Genomic DNA, 20660 nt, shown 5'->3' with positions numbered 1-20660 from the left:
ATCGCGGTCAGCTGTATCGATCTCTGTGCCGCTGCTGCTACAAGAATCCGTCATAGACGGTCCTCTGTACTGGCAGTCCGTATCGTTCGAGCGACGAGAGGCGCGGCGTGGAATTTGACTTGAAAACCATCGAAGCGCTCGCGCCCGACCAGGCGTCGCTGAGCTCCGCTTCCAAGTTGACCAAGCGATCGAACTGGCCCCGGCTCGAAAAGAACGAACAGCTGGCGCTCATCTGGGGAGAATGCCAGGGCTCCGGCTCCAATCCCTATCGCGTCGTCGTCGACACCGGCGACCACGGCTACAAATGCACCTGCCCGTCGCGAAAGTTTCCCTGCAAGCACACATTGGCGCTGATGTGGATCGCCGCCACCACGCCAGCGAGTTTCACCGCCGCCGGCTCGACGCCGGAATGGGTGAATGACTGGCTCGGCCGTCGCCGGAAGACCACCTCGCAGCCGGCTGCACCGGCCACCGGCGCGGCAGGCAAGAGCATTGGCGAGGCTTCGCGCGACGACGAAACCGCTGCCGTCGAGGACGCCGCCGCGATCGAACGCCGCGAGGCCGCACAGCGCAAGCGCGCCCAGGATACGCGTTCTTCTGTCTCGGCCGCACTGGACGAGCTCGATCAATGGATATCGGATCAGTTGCGGCTTGGCCTTGCCGGCTTTGTCGACAACAGTAGCGATCGTTGCCGCCGCATTGCGGCGCGGCTCGTCGATATGAAGGCGACAGCGCTTGCCGGCCGCATCGACGAGATACCATCCCGGCTGATGGGGCTGCGCAGCGAAGAGCGTCCGGACGCGGCGATCCGCGAACTCGGCAAGCTTGTATTGCTGGCCAAGGCCTGGCGATCGACACCTGACGACGCCGAACTGAAGCGGCTTGTATCGACGTCTGAAAGCCGCGAACAGGTTCTGGCCAATCCGGAAGCGATTCAGGTGGAAAGCGTCTGGGAGGTGCTCGGCGAGAAGATCGAGACGCGCCGCGACGGTCTTGTCAGCCACGCGACCTGGCTGCTCGATCTGAACAGCGCCAGCCCGCGATTTGCCCTGCTGCTCGACTATTTTCCAGCCTCTGCCGGCCGTCGATCCAACGCTTTCACGCCGGGCGATCGCTTCGATGCAAGGCTGGTGTTTTATCCGGCGCGCCAGCCGCTGCGGGCGCTGGTGGTCGAGCGCAAGGGCGATGTCTCGCCGAGGGAATGGCCAGATTTCGGCTTTGACATAGCCGATCCGCTCCCCGCCCATGTCGCTCTTCAGGACACGGCGCCCTGGCTCACCGATTGTCCCGTCATGCTGCCTCCCGGCGGAATCCTGCTGGACGATCGCGGCGAGGCCTGGTGGCAGTCCACTGACAATCCGCATGGCATCGCCTTGCCGATCGCCGATACCGTCAACCCGACGCTGCTTGGGCTGGACCTCGCGGCAACGGCCGCGCTCTGGAGCGGCAGCCGCCTTCATTTGCTGGCGGCGCAGAGCGGGTTTGGGAGGCTTGATCTGTCGTGAACGAGATCGAGCAGACGGGTCTGGCGACCATGCGCGATTGCTGGATCACCGGCGGCACCAGCTTTGACCTGGCCCCGGCCGCGTGGAAGGACATCGCCGCCACTGCCAACCCGGACGAGCGTGAGCGTCGGCTGCTGGCGATCGCCGCGCAAGCCCTCGAAATCGCCTTGCGGCCGGCAGCACCAAAGACGCTGAAGCGCCGCCCGCCGCTGCCCGAGCTTGCCTTGCCCATGCTGCCTGAGCGGCAGCGGCCGCTTTTGCGGGGAGCGCTGAAACACGCCGCCGACGCGAGAGCCAAGTCGCGTGTGGTGGCTCTCGTCGCCAGTCGCGGCTTCGTGCTCCATCCGATGGACTGGATGCCCGCCGCGTCGGATCAGACCAGCCCGGATGTCTATGCACCCTGGATCGATTGGCAGGCGGGTGTCGATGGGGAAAAACACACGAGACGTGAGCAACTGACGGCGCAGAATTGGGATGATTTCTATCCCGCCGCGCGCCGCACTGCGCTGGCCGATATGCGCCGTGCCGCGCCGGCCGTGGCCCGGCAACTGATCGAGACCAAGGGATCGAGCGAGCCGGCGGAGATCAGGCTTACGCTCATCGCACTCATGCACTTCGGTCTGGGACCCGATGACGTGCCCTTCCTGAAAGGCCTGTCCGCCGACCGTTCCGGCAAGGTGCGCGAATTGGCCGGCCGGCTGCTGGCGCGGTTGGGGCAGCTTGGCCAGCCAGGCGACAGCGGGCCGGAAGACCCGATAGCCGAACTCGCCGCCTTCATCACGGAAGGCAAATCCGGCTTCATCCGCCGCCGCACCACCTACTCGCCGGCAACGCTGAAATCGCCGGCGCAGGAACGACGCCGCGCCGAATTGTTCGAGACCTGCAACCTGGTCGATCTTGCCGCGCGCTTCGGAGTCACCGAACCCGATTTCATCGGCGCATGGCAGTTCGGCGCCCACAACAATGTCGATATCCTTGTCGCCCGCATGGTCGCCGCATCCGGCAGTGATGCGGCGGTCACGCACATGGCCGATACGCTTGTCGCCGAGGGCGGTAAGCCGGCGCTTTTCGTCCTCCATCTGATGCCGCGTCTGGACAGTCGCCGGCAGCGTGTTCTGATCAGGCTGATCCTGAAGGACACGCAATATCTTGGTGCGCTCAGCCTGGCCGAGGGCGTTGAAGCAGGCTGGCTGGACTGGGCCGACCTGACAAACGGCAAGACGCTGCCGGCGCTGCGCGCCGCTGTCGCCGGAAACGATGATGTCGTGAAGCGCGGCGTCGACCAGCTTCTGGAAACGCTGGGCTTTCTCGCCACTGCGGCGACGGCGGAAAAATTGATCGGCGATGTCGTCGCGGCCGGCATGGCGCCGGCAGCACCTTCGCTCGCTCTTCTGCGCCTCAACGCATCCCTGGCCGGGCCCTGAACCAACATGATCAATCCGGAGAACAGCAAATGAACGCAGCCATCCGCCTTCCGGTCGAGCAGGCCTACGCCACCGAATTGCAGGCGCTTGCGCGCAATGACGACCGGCAAAGACCCGCCGGCTGGAGCCTGTCGCCAAAGGCGGTGCTGACCTATCTGCTTGGCGGAAAGGCTGACGACGGCACGCTGATCACGCCCAAATATGTCGGCCGCCGCCGGCTGATGGAAACCGCGGTGGCGACGCTTGCCACCGACCGCGCGCTGTTGCTGCTCGGTGTTCCCGGCACCGCCAAATCCTGGGTGTCGGAGCATCTCGCCGCCGCCATCATGGGCGACTCGACGCTGATCGTGCAGTGCACGGCCGGCACCGACGAAAACCAGATTCGCTATGGCTGGAACTATGCGCAGCTGCTGGCCAAAGGCCCGAGCCAGGAGGCGCTGGTGCCGACGCCGCTCTACCGCGCCATGCAGGATGGCAAGCTCTGCCGCCTCGAGGAACTGACGCGCATGGGCTCGGACGTGCAGGACACGCTGATCACCGTGCTGTCCGAAAAGATGATGCCGATCCCGGAACTCAACACCTCGATCTACGCGCAGCGCGGTTTCAACATCATCGCCACCGCCAACAACCGCGACAAGGGCGTCAACGAGCTGTCCTCGGCGCTGAAGCGTCGCTTCAATGTCGTCGTGCTGCCTTTGCCTGAAGACATGGCGGAGGAAGTGGCCATCGTCTCCAAGCGCGTTGGCGAGATGGCCGGCGGCCTCGACCTGCCGGTGCCGAAGAATGTCGGCGAGGAGATCGCCCGGGTGCTGACCATTTTCCGTGAGCTGCGCTCGGGTACAACGGCGGACGGCAAGGTGACGTTGAAGACGCCGTCCGGATCGTTGTCCACGGCCGAGGCGATCGCAACCATGGTCGGCGGCCTCAGCCAGGCGGCATGGTTCGACAGCGGCAAGCTCGGCGCCGAAGGCCTTGCCGCCAGCCTGGTCGGCGCGATCGTCAAAGATCCGGTGCAGGACAAGCTGGTGCTGGAGGAATATCTGGAGACCGTGCTCAAGAAGCGGCCCGATTATGCCGGCTATTACGCGGCCTTGAACGCAGCGATCTGACACCATGGCGCTGGGCGACGTTTCCTATTTCGGCATACGCCATCACGGGCCCGGCTCCGCTGCCAGCCTGGTGCAGGCGTTGCAGGAGTTGAAGCCGGTCGCCGTGCTGATCGAGGGGCCGGCCGACGCCTCGGCGTTGCTGCCATTGCTCGCCCGCCTCGAAATGCAGCCGCCGGTGGCGCTGCTGTGCTACCCGGAAGACGATCCGGCCTCGACGAGCTTCTGGCCCTTTGCAGAGTTCTCGCCGGAGTACCAGGCGACGCTGTGGGCCGTCGCCAACAACGCCGCAGTGCGCTTCATCGACCTGCCGTCTTCGGCCCGGGTCGTATCGGCTGAGGTTGCGGAAAAAAACGATGGAACGGAAGCCACCGTCGGGCCTGAGACGGCGCCGCATCTGCGCGACCCGATCGGCACGCTGGCGCAGGCCGCCGGCTATGAGGATGGCGAAAGCTGGTGGGCTGACATCATCGAGCAGAACCCTGAGCCCGGCCCGATCTTTGCTGCCATAGCCGATGCGATGACGACGCTGCGCGAGGGTGAAGGTCCGCTTGCCGAATTCGAGGCAAAACGCGAAGCGCATATGCGGCTGGAGATCGCTGCCGCGCGCAGGGAATTTGACGGGCCGGTTGCTGTCGTCTGCGGCGCCTTCCATGTGCCGGCACTGCAGGCGGCACGTCCGCTGAAGGAGGATCAGGCGCTGCTCAAGGGGCTCGCCCGGCGCAAGAGCACAATGACCTGGGCGCCATGGACGGGGCCGCGCCTGGCGCTCGGCTTCGGTTATGGCGCCGGCGTCGTCGCGCCCGGCTGGTGCAAGCATCTGTGGCAGACGCGTGGGCAAGGCGACGCCTCGGTCCTGTGGCTCGCGCGCATCGCCACGGTGCTGCGGGCGAAGGGGCACATGGTGTCGACCGCCTCGCTGATCGAGGCCGAAAGGCTGGCCCGCATGCTGGCTGTGATCCGCGAGCGGCCAAAGCCCGGTTTCGAGGAATTGCGCGATGCAGCGATCGCCGCTCTGTTCAACGGCGAAGCCATATTGTGGGCACTCGTCGAAGCCGAACTGTTGCTCGGCGCCGATGTCGGTGAAATTCCGCCTGATACCCCGCTGGCGCCGCTGATCGAGGATCTGCAGCGCAACCAGAAGGCGGCGCGGCTGAAGCCGGAGGCGCTGGAGCGCGAATTGTCGGTCGACCTGCGCAGCGAAAGCGGGCTGTTCCGCTCGACCTTGCTGCACCGGCTGAACGTGCTTGGCGTGCATTGGGGCAGACTGACCGACAGCGGCCGCAGCCGCGGCACGTTTCGCGAGCGCTGGACGCTGGCGTGGCAGCCGGAATATGCCGTTCGCCTGGTCGAGAACCTGGTCCATGGACCAACCATCGAAAAGGCGGCCAATGGCCGGCTGATCCAGATGATCGGCGCCGCGACCTCTCTCGATGCACTGGCGGCGCTGGTTCAGGGCGCCATCACGGCCAACCTGTCGGAGGCCTCGACGGCTGGCCTCGCGACACTGGAGGAACGGGCGGCGCGCAGCAGCGAATGCCTGGAAATCCTGGCATCGGTGCCGCCGCTCGCCGACATCATCCGCTATGGCGAAGCCCGTAAGACGGAAACCGCACGCCTGTCCGGCGTGCTGGAGCGGCTGATCGTCGAAGGCGGTATCGCGCTCCCCTACGCCGCCCGCGATCTCGATGCCCAGGCTTCGACGGCGCTGGTCGGCGCCATGCGCAAGGCTGACGAGGCGATCAAGCTGGTCGAACCCGAGCAAAACGTTCTGGACGCCTGGCGCAATGGACTGGCGGCCGTGCTCGACGGATCGCGGTCGACGGCGCTGGTGGCCGGCTGCGCCGCGCATCTGCTTTACGAGGCCGGCCATCTGTCCGCTGACGCCACGGCGGGCCTGATCGCGCGGCGCCTGTCGCCGGGCACGCCGGTCGCCGAGGCCGCTGGGTTTTTCGAGGGCTTCTTCAGTACAGCCGGTCAGCGGCTGATCTATGACGAGGGCCTGCGCGGCGCCGTCGATGCCTGGCTCAAATCCCTCGACGAGGATGCTTTCATCGCGCATCTGCCGTTACTCCGCCGGGTCTTTTCGCACTTGGATTCGATGGAGCGGCGGCGGCTGATCGAAGCGGTCCTTGGCCGCGCCAGGCGCCTGCCGGCCGGGCTGACGCCGACGCCCAACGGTGACGAGGCCTGGCGCCGGCATCTGGAACGGCTTGGACCCTTGCTGATGAGCGAGAACGGCAATGGATGACGAGGCTGATATCAGCGAAACCGAGCCGACCGGCAACGGAGGGGAGCGCCGCTGGCGCCTGGCGATCGGCGCCGATGACGAGAACTCTTCAGCGCTGTCCGATACGGACAAGCGGCTGTCGGCAGCGCTCGATGCACTCTACGGCGATGGCGCCGGCGACGCGGCCGCCGATCCGCGCAAGCGGCGCGGCGGGCTTGGTCGCTCGGCGCCGAAGGTGGCGCAGTGGATGGGCGATATCAGGTCGTTCTTTCCCGCGCAGGTCGTGCAGATCGTCCAGAAGGATGCCTTCGAGCGGCTCAATTTGAAGCAGATGCTGATGGAGCCGGAATTCCTCAAGGCAATCGAGGCCGACGTCAATCTCGTCGCCGACCTGATCTCGCTGCGCTCGGTCATGCCGGCCAAGACCAGGGACATTGCACGCACGATCATCGCCGAAATCGTTGCCAAACTGATGCAGCGGCTGGAGCAGAAGACCGCCGAGGCGATCCGTGGTGCGCTCGACCGGTCGCAACGTACTAACCGCCCGCGCCAGCGCGACATCGACTGGCCGCGCACCATTTCGGCCAATCTTCGCCATTACCAGCCCGAGCACAAAACCATCGTCCCGGAGAAACTGGTCGGTTTCATGCGCAAGCAGCGCAGGCTGGTCGATCTGGACGAGGTCGTGCTGTGCGTCGACCAGTCGGGCTCGATGGCAAGTTCGGTGATCTACGCTTCGATCTTCGCGGCGGTGATGGCCTCCTTGCCGGTGGTGCGCACCAAGCTCGTCTGCTTCGATACGGCCATCGTCGACCTGACCGAGGAACTCAGCGATCCCGTCGAGGTCCTGTTCGGCGTGCAGCTCGGCGGCGGCACCGACATCAACCAGGCCGTCGCCTATTGCGCCGATCGCATCGAACGGCCGACCAAGTCGCATATGGTGCTGATCACCGACCTTTATGAAGGCGGCAACGGCCAGGAATTGCTGCAGCGGCTGGCAGCTCTTGTTCGCTCCGGCGTCAATGTCGTGGTGCTGCTGGCACTGACCGATCAGGGCAGGCCGGGCTATGATCCGAAGATGGCAGGGTCGGTGGCAGCACTCGGCATTCCGGTCTTCGCCTGCACACCGGATCTGTTTCCCGACATGATGGCAGCGGCCTTGCGACGGGAAGATGTAGGCGCATGGGCGGCAGGCGCCGACATCAAGCTGGTTCGCGCCGAGGACGACAGGCCGGCGGCCGACGCGTAAGGCGCGCTCGCCCCCGCGTAATCAAAAGCTGCAATCCGAAACCAGGCTTGACGAGCCGGCGATGCAGACCTGCACGCCGGAATGGCCTCCTTGCAGCACCATTCACTGACATCGCCAGACAGCCGGCCGAAGCCTGCTCCGGCCGTCATGTCGTGATTTGTGCCAACCGGTCGCTTGACTCTGATCGCGCCTTGTGAAAAATTTTGCAGCAACTGATAAAAATATCAAAGGGTGGAAATGGTAGGGTTCGGCAACGGTCTCCTGCGCGACGATGAAACCAGCATGGCGGCGCGTGCCGCGTGGCTTCACTATGCCGGCGGCCTGACCCAGTCCGAGGTTGCCAAGCGGCTGGGACTGACCAGCCTCAAGGCCCACCGCCTCATCACCAAGGCCAACCAGGAAGGGCTGGTGAAGGTCTATATCGACGGCGAAGTGTCGGAATGCGTTGAGCTTGAAGACGAGCTGTCCCGCCGCTACGGCCTCGACTATTGCGAGGTGGTTCCGGACTTCGATTCCGAGGATCTGCCGCTCAAGGCGCTCGGCATTGCCGGCGCCCAGTTCTTGAAACGCGAGATCGAGCGCGGCGAGGAGGCGCTGATCGGTGTCGGCCATGGCCGTACGCTCGCGGCTTGCGTCGAATATCTGCCGCGCACCTCGACCGACAAGATCCGCTTCGTCTCGCTGCTGGGTGGCCTGACGCGCAAATTCTCGGCCAACCCGCATGATGTCATTCATCGCCTGGCCGAACGCACCGGCGCCGAAGCCTATGTCATGCCGGTGCCGATGTTCGCCAACACGGCGGAGGACCGGACAGTCCTGCTCGGGCAGAAGGGCATCAGCGAGGTCTTTGATCTCGCCAAATCCGCAGACCTTTTGTTCGCCGGCATCGGCACTGCCGAACGCGAAGCATCGCTGGTCGCCACCGGCATGATCGAGAAGGGCGAGATGGAGGAGATCCGCCGCAATGGCGGCGTCGGCGAATTGCTCGGCCATTTCTTCGACGAGGCCGGCAAGGCGGTGGCGACGACCGTTTCCAACCGGGCGCTGGCCTTGACGCGCGAGGACATTGCCAGCCGCCGCATCGTCGCCGTCGCCGGCGGCAAGATCAAGGTTCGCGCCATCAAGTCGGTGCTGGAGGGCCGCTATCTCAAGGGCCTGATAACCGACGAGCGGACGGCGCGATCGCTCGTGGAAGAGACGCCGGTCGGGTAGCCGGTTTCAGTTTGGTTGAAACTACCCTGTGGAGGAGAAAACGAAATGCATGAGAAAGAGAAAGACCTCATTGATGCCTTCCTGCGCGGACAAGTCGACCGTCGCGGACTGATCAAAGGCCTGGGTGCGATGGGCCTTGCTGCCGGCACTGCCGGTACGTTACTCAACCTGGGACAGACCCGGGCGCTGGCGGCGGATTTCGACTGGCAGGCGCATAAGGGCAAGACCATCAAGCTCCTGCTCAACAAGCATCCCTATGCCGATGCGATGATCGCCGATCTCGAAAACTTCAAGAAGCTGACCGGCATGAACGTCGTCTATGACGTGTTCCCCGAAGACGTCTATTTCGACAAGGTCACGGCAGCATTGTCGGCAAGCTCGCCCGAATACGATGCCTTCATGACCGGCGCCTACATGACCTGGACCTATGGCCCCGCCGGCTGGATCACCGACCTCAACGAATGGATCAAGGATCCGGCCAAGACCAACCCGAACTATGCCTGGGACGACTTCCTGCCGGGCGTGAAGAATTCCTGTGCCTGGAATGGCAAGCCGGGCGGGGCGCTGGGTTCGGATGATGCCAAGCAGTGGTGCATTCCGTGGGGCTTCGAACAGAACAACATCACCTACAACAAGGCGATGTTCGACAAAGCCGGCGTCGCGATTCCCGGCAACATGGACGAGATGGTTGCCGCGGCGGCCAAGCTCACCAAGGATGTCGGTGGCGGCGTCTACGGCATCGGCGTGCGTGGCTCGCGCTCGTGGGCGACGATCCATCCGGGCTTCCTGTCGGCCTATGCCAATTTCGACCAGAAGGACCTCAACGTCTCGGCCGACGGCAAATTGTCGGCCGCCATGAACACCGCCGGATCCAAGGCCTTTCACAAGCAGTGGGTGCAGATGATCCAGGAGAGCGGCCCCAAGGACTGGTCGACCTACACCTGGTATCAGGTCGGTACCGATCTCGGCGCCGGCGCCTCGGCGATGATCTTCGACGCCGATATCCTCGGCTACTTCATGAATGGCGGCGACAACAAGATGGCCGGCAAGCTCGCATTCGCGAACTTCAAGGCCAACCCGGCAGCCAAGGCGGCGACACCCAACATCTGGATCTGGTCGCTGGCGATGTCCAACTTCTCGAAGGACAAGGACGCCACCTGGTACTTCATGCAATGGGCCTCCGGGCCGGAGCATGGGCTGTTCGGGGCGACCAAGATGGACTTCGTCAATCCTGTCCGCCAGTCGGTCTGGAAGGATCAGGGGTTCCGCGACAAGCTGAACAAGAGCTATCCGGGCTATGTCGAGATGTTCGACGCCTCGGCGCCGGGCGCCTCGATCAAGTTCACCGCGCAGCCGCTGTTCTTCGATCTCACCACCGAATGGGCGGCGACGCTGCAGAAGATGGTGGCCAAGGAAGTGCCCGTCGACGAAGGCCTCGACAAGCTCGCCGAAAGCATCAACGGCCAGCTCAAGGAAGCCGGCCTCGGTTAAGTCGCAACGAGGGCCGGCCTGCATGGCGGGCCGGCCCTCATCACACCTTTTGACGTTTGCGATGCGGTGCCGGAAGGCGGCCGCTATTTCGCCCGACCGGTCGCCTTGCTCCCTTGGGCGGCCGGCAGGGCGAAGCGACAGCAACAACGGAGCAGCTCGATGACTGCGGTGGTATCGCAAAGGCCCAAGCCATCCGGCTTCAGGATCAGCAAGCGGGTGCTGCCCTATGTGCTCAGCCTGCCGGCCTTGCTCGTATGCATCGGCATCCTCATCCCGTTCCTGACCTCGGTTGTCTATTCCTTCCAGCGCTACCGGCTGAGCCAGCCCTGGGCGCGGCAGTTCAATTGGGGCGACAACTACATCTCCCTCTTCACCGACCCGAAATTCTGGAACACGCTGAAGGTGTCGCTGCTCTATGCCGGCACCACCGTTGTGCTGGAACTGCTGCTCGGCCTCGCCATCGCCCTGCTGCTGCAGAAGCGCTCGACGCTGAACAATTTCATCTCGATCATGCTGTTGATGCCGCTGATGACGGCGCCCGCACTTGCCGCGCTGATGTGGAAGCTGATGACCAATCCCGGCTTTGGCGTGCTGAGCTATCTCGCCAGCCTGATCGGGCTGCAGGATTTCCGCTGGGCCTCGTCGCCGTCGACGGCGCTGTTCACCGTCGTGCTAGTCGACATCTGGGTCTACACGCCCTTCATCATGATCCTGCTGCTCGCCGGCCTGCGCAGCCTGCCGACGCAGCCTTTCGAAGCGGCGGCCCTCGATGGCGTGCCGAGGAGTTTTGTGTTCTTCCGCATCACGCTGCCGATGCTGACGCCCTACATCCTGACGGCGACTTTGTTTCGCCTGCTCGATTCCGTCCAGCAGTTCGACATCATCTACGCCATGACCCAAGGCGGGCCGGGCGATACGCTGACCGTCTTCCAGGTTGAGGCCTATCTCAACTTCTTCCAGTCGACCAATGTCGGCCGCTCGGCGGCGCTGATGATCATCCTGTGGGCGATCACCTATTTCCTCTCCAACATCTTCATCAAGAACTGGCTGCGGCTGCGCGAACGCGCCCGTGGTCAGGCATAGGAGGCCGGGATGGAACACACCTCGCTTCTCGAACGCATCCTGCGTGGCGTGGCGCTGACGCTGGTCGTGATCTTCTTCATGTTTCCGATCGTCTGGATCTTCATGATGTCGTTCCAGACCAACGAGACCATTTTGCGCATTCCGCCACAGCTGATCTTCGAGCCGACGCTTGCCAATTACACGGCGCTGATCACCGGCAAGTTGATCACCGCCGCTGGCACGCTTGACATCGCCTTCATGCGCAACCTCTGGAATTCGGTGTTTTTGTCGGTGACCTCGGTGGCGGTGTCGCTGCTGCTCGGCGTGCCCGCGGCCTACGCCTTCGCGCGGCACAAATTCCGCGGCTCGGAGGACATCGCCTTCACGCTGCTGTCGTTCAAATTCGCGCCGGCGCTGCTGGTGCTCTTGCCGCTGACCCTCTATTTCCAGAAGCTCGGGCTCGCCAACACCTATATCGGCTTGATCTGGGTCTACCAGCTGATCTGCCTGCCGCTGATCCTGTGGATCGTGCGCGGCTATTTCGAGGATATTCCGGCAGACATCGAATATGCCTACCGCATCGGCGGCCATTCCTGGTTCGCCACCTTCCGCAAGATCGCGCTGCCGCTCGCCGGTCCCGGCATCGCCGCCGCCGGCCTGCTCGCCTTCATCTTCGCCTGGAACAATTTCGTCTTCGCGCTGGTGCTGGCCTCGGCCGACAAGCAGCCGGTGACGGTCGGCGCGCTCGCCTTCATCACCTCCTCGGGCATCCAGTACGGCCAGATTTCGGCGGCCATCGTGCTTTCGATCACGCCGACGCTGGCGCTCGCCCTCTATGCACAGCGCTATCTGGTCGAAGGCCTCTCGCTTGGCGCGGTGAAAGGATAGACATGGCCAGCCTCGAACTCAGAAACATCGTCAAGCGCTACAAGAGCCAGACCGTCCTCGACAATCTGTCGTTGACCGTGGCCGACGGCGAAACCCTTGTGCTGTTCGGTCCATCCGGCGCCGGCAAGACGGTGCTGCTCAGGCTCGTTGCCGGCGTCATCGATCCGGATGAAGGTAAGATATTCATCGGCGGCGACGACATGACCGACGTCGATGCGGAGTTCCGCGGCATCGGCATGGCGTTCCAGAACTTCGCGCTGTTTCCGCATATGACCGCGTTCGACAACATCGCCACGCCGCTGGAGGCCAAGCGTTCGTCGCAGGGCGCGATCAAGGCTGGCGTCGAGAGCGTCGCCAAGCTTTTGAAGATCGCTCATGTGCTTTCCCACAAGCCCCGCGCGCTCTCCAATGGCCAGAAACAGCGCACCGCGCTGGCCCGCGCGCTGGTCGGCTCGCCGCCGCTTCTGCTGCTCGACGATCCCTTGCGCAATGTCGACGCCAAGCTGCGCTTCGAGATGCGGCTCGAACTGCCGCGCCTGCTCGCCGATCGCGGCGCCACCGTCGTCTACGTCACCCAGGACTACAAGGAAGCCATGGCGCTCGGCGACCGCATCGCAGTGATGTCGCAAGGCGTCATCAGGCAGCTCGGCACGCCCGAGCAGATCTATCGCGAGCCGGCCAATATCGAGATCGCGCGGCTGTTCGGGGACCCCACCATCAACCTGCTCGACGTCAAGCCCGCGCGAGATAGCAGAGGGATTTATGTCGGCCTGTCCAATGTCCAGGTCCATCTCGCCGGTGCTTACGACACGGCGGTCGGCCGCGACTGCGTGATCGGCTTGCGGCCGGAAGCGTTGAGCTTCGTCGAGGAAAGCACTCCCGGCGCCATTCCGGTGACGGTCGAGGCCGAGACGCCGCTCAACGAGAAGATCGTCACGCTGGTGCGCACCGTGCGCGGCCGCGAGATCCTGGTTTCGCGCCCGGCCGGAACGCCGGGGCGCAGCGAGGGCAAGGCCCATATCGCCGTCGACGGCAAGAGCGCCTTGCTGTTCGATCACGCCAGCGGCGACCGCATCGGTTCGAAGAACGTCGTCGCCTTGCGCAATGGAGAAGCGGCATGAGCCAGAGCGCACTCACCATTTCAGGTGTCGACAAGTTCTATGGTCCGATCGACCGGGGCGTGCACGCCGTCAAGAACCTGACGATGGACATCGCCAAGGGCGAGATCGTGGCCCTGCTCGGGTCGTCAGGCTGCGGCAAGACCTCGACGCTGCGCATGATTGCCGGTTTCGAGGACGTGTCGCGCGGCGAGATCGCGGTTGCCGGCCGCAAGGTGCACACTCTGGCGCCGGTCAAACGCAATGTGGCGATGGCCTTCGAAGGCTACTCGCTCTATCCGCCGCTGACCGTTCGCGAGAACATGGCCTTCGCGCTCAAGGCGGCAAGGTTGCCGAAGACAGAGGTCGACGCCAAGGTCGCCAGCATCGCCAAGCTGCTCGAAATCGAGGACATATTGGAGCGCTACCCCAGTTCCATCTCCGGCGGCCAGCAGCAGCGCGCCAGCCTCGGCCGGGCGTTGATCCGCGAGGCCGATTTGCATCTCCTGGACGAGCCGATGGGACAGCTCGAACCGCAGCTGCGCGCCGTGCTGCGCGGCCGCATCAAGCACTTCATCAAGGAGCGCGGCCTGACCGCGATCCTGGTCACCCATGACCAGACCGAGGCCAATGCGCTTGCCGACCGCATCGCAGTGATGGAAGGCGGCGTGCTGCAGCAGTTCGACACACCGGACCAGATCAAGGAGCGCCCGGCGAACCTGTTCACCGGCACCTTTGTCGGCGAACCGCCGATGAACGTCTTCGAGGCCTATGTCGGCACGGCCGCCGGTCGCATCAATCTCAGGCTGCCCGATGGCCTGTCGCTCGACTACGACAAGGACGCCTTCAGCGCTCCGGTTCGCGATCAGCTGCTCAGCCGCGAACGGGTCGTCATCGGTATCAGGCCCTATGCGGTCCGGCGCTCGAAGGAAGGTGTTCCGGCCAGGGTATCGGCCAATCAGTGGCTCGGCGACCAGACCCATATAGCTGCCGACTTCGCCGGCGGCTCGCTGGTCCTGGTCGAACATGACCGCACGCGTCTCGATCTGGGTGCGCCGATCAATGTCAGCATCGATCCGAAAAACCTGCACGTCTTCGACCAGGCAAGCGGCGAGGCGATTTCGCACGGCATGGAGCTTGCCTGATGCGCGACATACTGATCGGCATCGACGCAGGCACCTCCGTCATCAAGTCCATCGCCTTCGACATAGCGGGGCGGCAGATCGCCGCCGCGGCGCTGCCGAACCACTACGAAACGCTGCCGGGCGGCGGCGCCGAACAGGATTTGGCGCGCACATGGAGCGATGCCGCCACAACCCTGCGCCAGCTCGCCGACAAGGTGCCCAATCTCGCCAACCGGACCGTCGCGATCGCGGTGACCGGGCAAGGCGACGGCACCTGGCTGATCGACGACAAGGGCGAGCCGGTGGCGAAGGGCTGGCTCTGGCTCGACGCGCGCGCAGCCGCCGTCGTGGAAGAGATCCGCGCGCGGCCCGAAGACCGGCTCCGCTTCGAAAAGACCGGCAGCGGTCTCGCCGCCTGCCAGCAGGGTTCGCAGTTCGTGTTCATGAAGCGCACCATGCCCGAAATGCTCGGCAAGGCGGCGACCGCGTTCCACTGCAAGGACTGGCTCTATTTCAGACTGACCGGCGAACGCGCCACCGATCCGTCCGAGGGAACCTTCACCTTCGGCGATTTCCACACCCGCGACTATAGCGACGAGGTGCTCGACGTTCTTGGCGTCGCCGATCTCAGGCATCTGCTGCCGCCGATCGTCGACGGCACCAGGCACAGCACCGGGTTGTCGCAGGCGGCGGCCGATGCCACCGGCATGCTGGCCGGCACGCCGGTCGTGCTTGGCTATGTCGACGTCGTCTGCACCGCGCTCGGCGCAGGCCTGCTCGACCGCGAGCGCAAGCCGGGCTGCTCGATCATCGGCTCAACCGGCATGCATATGCGGTTGGCCGAGACGCCCGACGACGTGCAGTTGAACGACGCGGCGACGGGCTACACAATGGCGATGCCGGCGCCCGGCGTGTTCGCGCAGATGCAGTCGAACATGGCGGCGACGCTCAACATCGACTGGGTGCTTGGGCTGGCCTCCGGCATCCTCGCCTCGCAAGGTATTACCCGCAGCAATGGCGAGATGATCGCGCTGGTCGACACCTGGATCGCGGCCGCGCAGCCGGCGTCGCTGATCTATCAGCCCTATGTGTCCGAGGCGGGTGAGCGAGGGCCGTTCGTCGATGCCAATGCGAGAGCCGGGTTCGTCGGCATTTCCTCGCGGCATGGCTATGCCGACCTCGTCCGCGCCGTCTTCGAGGGGTTGGCCTTTGCGGCACGCGACTGTTACGCCGCCATGGGGTCGCTGCCACGCGAAGTCCGCCTGACAGGTGGCGCCGCCAGAAGCCCGGCGCTGCGCAAGATCCTGGGTGCGGCGGTGGGCGCCGACATTCGCACCAGCGCGCGTGAGGAAGCGGGCGCGGCGGGTGCGGCGATGATCGCCGCGGTCTGCGTCGGTCTCTACCCGTCCATGGATGCGTGCGTCGGCGAATGGGTAACGCCGCTGCTTGGCGAGGCCGAGCCGAGCGACCGCAACCTCGCCGCGATCTACGACAAGATGACCCCGTCCTACATGTTGGCGCACCAGGCGTTGCGGCCGGTCTGGCGCGCAATGGCTTCAGTGCAGGCAAATTGAGAAGTCGAGTATGCCCAGGAAAATAGCGATCATTGGCGACAACTTCATGCTGCCGGAGGTGTTTCGCGCCAAAATCGAGAAGGTCGCCACTGGCGACCTCGACATCAGGACATTGCAGACGGCCTGGCCCGACGAGCCGATGGAATTCGGCAATCCGGCACTCGGCCTCGACAAGGTCAAGGAGTATTTCGGCCACCCCGATGAGGTTGTCGACTTCATCGGCGATGCAGAGGCCCTGGTGACCCAACTGGCGCCCCTGTCGGAGGGTATGATGCGGCGCCTGCCTGATCTCAAGCTGGTCGCGGTTTCGCGCGGCGGGCCGATCAACATCGACATGGCTGCTGCCAGGGCGCACGGCATAATCGTGGTCAATGTGCCTGGCCGCAACGCGACGGCCGTCGCCGAGTTCACCCTCGGCGCCATCCTGGCCGAGACGCGTCTGATCCGGGTCGGCCACGAGGCCTTGCGCAAGGGCGAGTGGCGCGGCGATCTCTACCGCGCCGACCGCACCGGCCGCGAGCTCAACGAAATGACCGTCGGTGTCATCGGCTACGGCAATATCGGCACCAAGGTCGTCCGCCTGCTGCGCGCCTTCGGCTGCCATGTCCTCGTTTGCGACCCTTATGTGCAATTGAGTGCCGACGACCGCAATGCCGGCGTCGAACTCGTCGCGCTGGACGATCTGCTGTCCCGCTCGGATGTCGTCACGCTGCATCCCCGGGTGACCGAGGAGACGCGCGGCATGATCGGCACGGACACCATCGCGCGGATGAAGCCGGGCGTGATTCTCATCAACACCGCACGTGGGCCGCTGATCGACTATGACGCGCTCTACGAGGCGCTTGTTTCAGGCCAGATCGCCAGCGCCATGCTGGAGACGTTCGCGGTCGAGCCGGTGCCTGCCGACTGGCCGTTGCTGCAGCTCCCCAATGTGACGCTAACGCCGCATATCGCCGGTGCTTCGGTGCGCACCGTCACCTATGCCGCCGAACAGGCCGCCGAAGAGGTGCGCCGCTACCTCGCCGGGCTGCCTCCGGTCAATCCGTGCTGAGGCAGCCGCCATGACGCATCACATCGGCATCGAGGCCACGGCGACATGAACGGCGGTCCTGAAATCGTCGACCTCTTCGTCATAGGCGGCGGCGTCAATGGCGCCGGCATCGCGCGCGATGCCGCGGGCCGCGGTCTTTCGGTTATCCTGTGCGAAAAGGACGATCTCGCCGAAGGCACCAGCTCGCGCTCGGGCAAGCTCGTCCATGGCGGCCTGCGCTATCTCGAATATTACGAATTCCGCCTGGTGCGCGAGGCGCTGATCGAGCGTGAGGTGCTGTTGGAGTCAGCACCCCACATCATCTGGCCGATGCGTTTCGTGCTGCCGCACAGCCCCGACGACCGGCCGGCATGGCTGGTGCGGCTCGGCCTGTTCCTCTACGACCATCTCGGCGGCCGCAAGCGGCTGCCAGCGACCCGTGCGCTCAATTTGCGCACCGCGCCCGAGGGCGCGCCGATCAAGGATGCCTTCCGGCGCGGCTTCGAATATTCCGACTGCTGGGTCGACGATGCCCGCCTCGTTGTCATAAACGCGCTCGACGCCGCTGAGCGCGGAGCCAGGGTTTTCACCCGTACCGCTTGCACCGCCGCCCGCCGCGAGAACGGTCTGTGGGTCGTCGAGATGCAGGACGGCAGGACGGGCATCAGGACGGTGGTTCGGGCCCGCGCGCTGATCAATGCCGCCGGCCCCTGGGTCAACGACATCGTCAACCGTGTTGCCGGCCAGAACTCCAGGCGCAATGTCCGCCTGGTCAAGGGCAGCCACATCGTCGTGCCTAAATTCTGGGAGGGGCGGCAGGCCTATCTCATCCAGAACAGCGACAAGCGTGTGATCTTCATCAACCCCTATCAGAACGATCTCGCTCTGATCGGCACCACCGACATTCCCTATGAGGGCCGGCCTGAGGACGTGGCCGCCGATGAAAGCGAGATCGATTACCTGATCAAGGTGGTCAACCGCTATTTCAAGCGCGGCCTTGCGCGCGGCGATGTCGTTTATTCGTTCTCCGGCGTCAGGCCACTCTATGACGACAATGCCGACAACCCCAGTGCTGTGACCCGCGACTATATTTTCGAGCTCGACGCGCCGGACGCGCAGGCGCCGCTGCTTTCCGTCTTCGGCGGCAAGATCACCACCTTCCGCAAACTGGCCGAACATGCGCTGGACAGGATCGCTCCGTTCTTTCCCCGCATGGGCAAGCCCTGGACAGCGAAAGCACATCTGCCTGGCGGCGACATCGCCAACGCCGATTTCGAACAGTTTCTCGGCGATCTCGGTCGCGAGTATCCGTGGATGCCGGCATCGCTGCTCAAGCATTACGGCCGGCTCTACGGCACCAGGACACGGGCTTTGGTTGGCGCGGCGCGTTCGCTCGATGATCTCGGGCGCTGCTTCGGCAAGGATTTCTTCGAGCGCGAGGCCAATTATCTCTTCGACCGGGAATGGGCCATGACATCGGCCGATATACTGGAGCGGCGCACCAAGCATGGCCTGCATCTGTCCGCCGAGGAGAGGGCGGCCTTCGAGCATTGGTCCGCAAACCGGCTGGCGAGGGCAGGCTGATGGCGCATTCGGGCGACAACCACTCCAGCGAATTCTGCATGCTGCGCTCCTTGTCGGCCAGCATCGGCGCCGACCCGCTGCTGGTTCAGGGCGCCGGCGGCAACACCTCCATCAAGCAGGCCGGCGTGCTGTGGATCAAGGCCTCCGGCACCTGGCTGAAGAATGCGCGCGACGACGAGATCATGGTGCCGGTCGCGTTGGCGCCGTTGCTGGATGCCGTGGCTCAGCGGAGCCCGACGGCGGAGACGGCCGGTCAGTTCACGCTGGTGGATCTCAACCCTCGCCATCTGCGGCCCTCCATCGAGACGACCGTGCACGCGCTGCTGCCGCAGAAGATCGTCGTCCACGTCCATTGCGTCGAGACGATTTCGATCGCCGTGCAGGCCAATGCCGAAGCGGTGCTGGAGGAGCGCCTGCGTGGGCTCGATTGGGCGTTCGTGCCGTATCGCCGGCCCGGCCTGCCGCTGGCGCAGGCGATCGCCGAGCGGCTGAAGCCCGCGACCAATGTGCTGGTGCTTGGCAATCACGGGCTGGTGGTCGCCGCCGACACGGTCGGCGAAGCAGCCTTGCTGCTGCAACGGGTGACCGGGCTGCTCGCGCGGCCGCCGCGACCGGCCCCGCTAACCGATCTTGACGCTTTGCTGCGGCTCGCCGCCGGCAGCGACTATCGGCTGCCGGCCTCGGCTGCCGCGCATGCCGTCGCGACCGATCTTGCCAGTTGCCGCATCGCCGCTTCCGGCAGCCTCTATCCGGATCATGTCATCTTCCTCGGCGTCGGCTCGGTGATCGCCGGCCCTGGCGAGGACGCGGCGGCGGTCGTCGCCCGCACCGCGGCCGCGCCGAAGTCCATCCTCTTTCCCGGCAAGGGCGTGCTGATGCGCCGGGATGCCAATGCCGGCGCCGAAGCGATGGCGCGCTGCCTGGCCGATGTCGCCGCGCGCGTCGATGGTGCGGCGCGGGTCAATTATCTCAGCCCGAAAGAGAATGCCGAACTGCTGAACTGGGACGCCGAAAAATACCGTCAGCAGCTCAACCGCGAGGGGGCGACGCTGCAATGACGGCATTCCGCTCCACCATCGTGTCGTTGCTCGGGGAGGGATAGCGGCCTTGGCCTTCACGCTCTCCCTCAACACCAATCCACTGGTCAACCGCTTTGCCGACCCGGACGACCTGATCGATACCATCGCCTATGGCATCGGCATTCGGGACGTGCAGCTTACACATGAATTCGTCAATCCGGGCTGGCCGGCGGCGACGATCGTCAAATTCGTCCGCCTGTTTCGCAACGCACTCGCCCGCACCGGCGTGCGCGTCACCTCCGGCATGACCGGTCCCTACGGCCGGCTCAATCATTTCGGCCATCCCGACGCCGATGTACGCCGCTACTATGTCGACTGGTTCAAGACCTTCGCCGACATCTCAGCCGAGCTTGGCGCAAGCGGCATGGGCACGCAATTCGCCATCTTCACCCATCGCGACTTTGACGACCTCGAGCGTCGCGCCAGGCTGTTCGACATCGCGCTGGACTGCTGGCGCGAGGTCGCCGAGCATGCCAAGGCGGCAGGCCTGACCTATTTGTTCTGGGAGCCGATGTCGGTCGGCCGCGAGTTCGGCCACACCATCGAGAACTGCCGGCAACTGCAAGGCGCGATCGACGCCGCAGGCATCGCCATTCCGCTGGAGATGATGGTCGATATCGACCATGGCGACGTCACCTCCAGCAACCCGGCCGACATCGATCCCTATGCCTGGGCCGAAGCCTTTCCGAGGAAATCGCCGATCATCCACATCAAGCAATCGTCGATGAACAAGGGCGGCCATTGGCCGTTCACGGCGACCTACAACAGGGATGGCCGCATCACGCCGGCAAAACTGCTGGAGACGGTGCGGCGCGGCGGCGGCATCGACAACGAGATCTGCCTCGAACTGTCGTTCCGCGAGCGCGAGCCGGTCGACCATCAGGTTGTCGCCATGATCCGTGAGTCCGTCGACTACTGGGCGCCGTTCATCGAGAGCGGCAGGTCCGATCTCCGGCCAAAGGCCGAATAGAAATCGGGCAGGAGCTGATGCAGCTCCTGCCCGTC

The 20660-nt window shown here is 64.7% G+C and carries 16 protein-coding genes; all 16 read left to right on the top strand.

The window, feature by feature from the left end:
* The first annotated feature begins 119 nt into the window (after positions 1-119).
* The 16 genes from HGP13_RS28505 to HGP13_RS28430 all read left to right on the top strand — a co-directional run bounded on the left by HGP13_RS28505 (position 120) and on the right by HGP13_RS28430 (position 20625).
* Complete coding sequence (locus HGP13_RS28505) at positions 120-1505, top strand: SWIM zinc finger family protein (protein ID WP_246707143.1); 1386 nt, start codon at positions 120-122, stop codon at positions 1503-1505.
* Positions 1502-2929 (top strand): DUF5691 domain-containing protein, encoded by a 1428-nt coding sequence (locus HGP13_RS28500; protein WP_172231867.1) that lies wholly within the window; start codon positions 1502-1504, stop codon positions 2927-2929. Before HGP13_RS28505 ends, HGP13_RS28500 begins: the two co-directional genes overlap by 4 nt.
* A gap of 29 nt (positions 2930-2958) precedes the next feature.
* Positions 2959-4038 (top strand): AAA family ATPase, encoded by a 1080-nt coding sequence (locus HGP13_RS28495; RefSeq protein WP_172231864.1) that lies wholly within the window; start codon positions 2959-2961, stop codon positions 4036-4038.
* A 4-nt stretch (positions 4039-4042) separates the two neighbouring features.
* Positions 4043-6286, top strand: a complete 2244-nt coding sequence (locus HGP13_RS28490; RefSeq protein ID WP_172231861.1) for a DUF5682 family protein — start codon at positions 4043-4045, stop codon at positions 6284-6286.
* On the top strand, positions 6279-7514 hold the full coding sequence (locus HGP13_RS28485; protein ID WP_172231858.1) for a VWA domain-containing protein: 1236 nt from the start codon (positions 6279-6281) through the stop codon (positions 7512-7514). Before HGP13_RS28490 ends, HGP13_RS28485 begins: the two co-directional genes overlap by 8 nt.
* Positions 7515-7751: 237 nt before the next feature.
* Positions 7752-8726, top strand: coding sequence for a sugar-binding transcriptional regulator (locus tag HGP13_RS28480; protein ID WP_172231855.1), 975 nt, complete (start codon positions 7752-7754; stop codon positions 8724-8726).
* A 45-nt stretch (positions 8727-8771) separates the two neighbouring features.
* Positions 8772-10217, top strand: a complete 1446-nt coding sequence (locus tag HGP13_RS28475) for an extracellular solute-binding protein (protein ID WP_172231852.1) — start codon at positions 8772-8774, stop codon at positions 10215-10217.
* 159 nt (positions 10218-10376) lie between these two features.
* Positions 10377-11300 carry a sugar ABC transporter permease gene (locus HGP13_RS28470; RefSeq protein WP_172231849.1) on the top strand — a complete coding sequence of 308 codons (924 nt, stop codon included), beginning with the start codon at positions 10377-10379 and terminating at the stop codon, positions 11298-11300.
* A gap of 9 nt (positions 11301-11309) precedes the next feature.
* On the top strand, positions 11310-12167 hold the full coding sequence (locus tag HGP13_RS28465) for a carbohydrate ABC transporter permease (RefSeq protein WP_172231846.1): 858 nt from the start codon (positions 11310-11312) through the stop codon (positions 12165-12167).
* Positions 12168-12169: 2 nt separating this feature from the next.
* Positions 12170-13288, top strand: coding sequence for an ABC transporter ATP-binding protein (locus tag HGP13_RS28460; protein WP_172231843.1), 1119 nt, complete (start codon positions 12170-12172; stop codon positions 13286-13288).
* Positions 13285-14409, top strand: coding sequence for an ABC transporter ATP-binding protein (locus tag HGP13_RS28455; RefSeq protein WP_172231840.1), 1125 nt, complete (start codon positions 13285-13287; stop codon positions 14407-14409). Before HGP13_RS28460 ends, HGP13_RS28455 begins: the two co-directional genes overlap by 4 nt.
* Positions 14409-15962, top strand: a complete 1554-nt coding sequence (locus HGP13_RS28450) for an FGGY-family carbohydrate kinase (protein WP_172231837.1) — start codon at positions 14409-14411, stop codon at positions 15960-15962. The genes HGP13_RS28455 and HGP13_RS28450 overlap by 1 nt, the downstream gene beginning before the upstream one ends.
* Positions 15963-15972: 10 nt before the next feature.
* Positions 15973-17013: a 2-hydroxyacid dehydrogenase gene (locus HGP13_RS28445; protein ID WP_172231834.1), complete on the top strand. Its 1041-nt coding sequence runs from the start codon at positions 15973-15975 to the stop codon at positions 17011-17013.
* A 45-nt stretch (positions 17014-17058) separates the two neighbouring features.
* A complete protein-coding gene (locus tag HGP13_RS28440) occupies positions 17059-18576 on the top strand; it encodes a glycerol-3-phosphate dehydrogenase (protein WP_172231831.1) in 1518 nt (505 codons plus the stop codon).
* Positions 18576-19634 carry a class II aldolase gene (locus tag HGP13_RS28435; protein WP_172231828.1) on the top strand — a complete coding sequence of 353 codons (1059 nt, stop codon included), beginning with the start codon at positions 18576-18578 and terminating at the stop codon, positions 19632-19634. Before HGP13_RS28440 ends, HGP13_RS28435 begins: the two co-directional genes overlap by 1 nt.
* Before the next feature lie 49 nt (positions 19635-19683).
* Entirely contained in the window at positions 19684-20625 is a 942-nt protein-coding gene (locus HGP13_RS28430) for a TIM barrel protein (protein ID WP_172231825.1), read from the top strand.
* Positions 20626-20660: the final 35 nt, after the last annotated feature.

Origin of the sequence: Mesorhizobium sp. NZP2077, assembly GCF_013170805.1 — a bacterium.
GTDB lineage: Bacteria > Pseudomonadota > Alphaproteobacteria > Rhizobiales > Rhizobiaceae > Mesorhizobium.
Note: the sequence above shows the minus strand (reverse complement) of the source record. Positions and strands in the feature narration are given on the sequence as shown.

Excerpts from the sequence above, each read along its gene's own strand:
- HGP13_RS28495 (WP_172231864.1), top strand. The coding sequence starts at position 2,959 with ATGAACGCAGCCATCCGCCTTCCGGTCGAGCAGGCCTACGCCACCGAA.
- HGP13_RS28490 (WP_172231861.1), top strand. The coding sequence starts at position 4,043 with ATGGCGCTGGGCGACGTTTCCTATTTCGGCATACGCCATCACGGGCCC.
- HGP13_RS28485 (WP_172231858.1), top strand. The coding sequence starts at position 6,279 with ATGGATGACGAGGCTGATATCAGCGAAACCGAGCCGACCGGCAACGGA.
- HGP13_RS28480 (WP_172231855.1), top strand. The coding sequence starts at position 7,752 with ATGGTAGGGTTCGGCAACGGTCTCCTGCGCGACGATGAAACCAGCATG.
- HGP13_RS28475 (WP_172231852.1), top strand. The coding sequence starts at position 8,772 with ATGCATGAGAAAGAGAAAGACCTCATTGATGCCTTCCTGCGCGGACAA.
- HGP13_RS28470 (WP_172231849.1), top strand. The coding sequence starts at position 10,377 with ATGACTGCGGTGGTATCGCAAAGGCCCAAGCCATCCGGCTTCAGGATC.
- HGP13_RS28465 (WP_172231846.1), top strand. The coding sequence starts at position 11,310 with ATGGAACACACCTCGCTTCTCGAACGCATCCTGCGTGGCGTGGCGCTG.
- HGP13_RS28460 (WP_172231843.1), top strand. The coding sequence starts at position 12,170 with ATGGCCAGCCTCGAACTCAGAAACATCGTCAAGCGCTACAAGAGCCAG.
- HGP13_RS28455 (WP_172231840.1), top strand. The coding sequence starts at position 13,285 with ATGAGCCAGAGCGCACTCACCATTTCAGGTGTCGACAAGTTCTATGGT.
- HGP13_RS28450 (WP_172231837.1), top strand. The coding sequence starts at position 14,409 with ATGCGCGACATACTGATCGGCATCGACGCAGGCACCTCCGTCATCAAG.
- HGP13_RS28445 (WP_172231834.1), top strand. The coding sequence starts at position 15,973 with ATGCCCAGGAAAATAGCGATCATTGGCGACAACTTCATGCTGCCGGAG.
- HGP13_RS28440 (WP_172231831.1), top strand. The coding sequence starts at position 17,059 with ATGAACGGCGGTCCTGAAATCGTCGACCTCTTCGTCATAGGCGGCGGC.
- HGP13_RS28435 (WP_172231828.1), top strand. The coding sequence starts at position 18,576 with ATGGCGCATTCGGGCGACAACCACTCCAGCGAATTCTGCATGCTGCGC.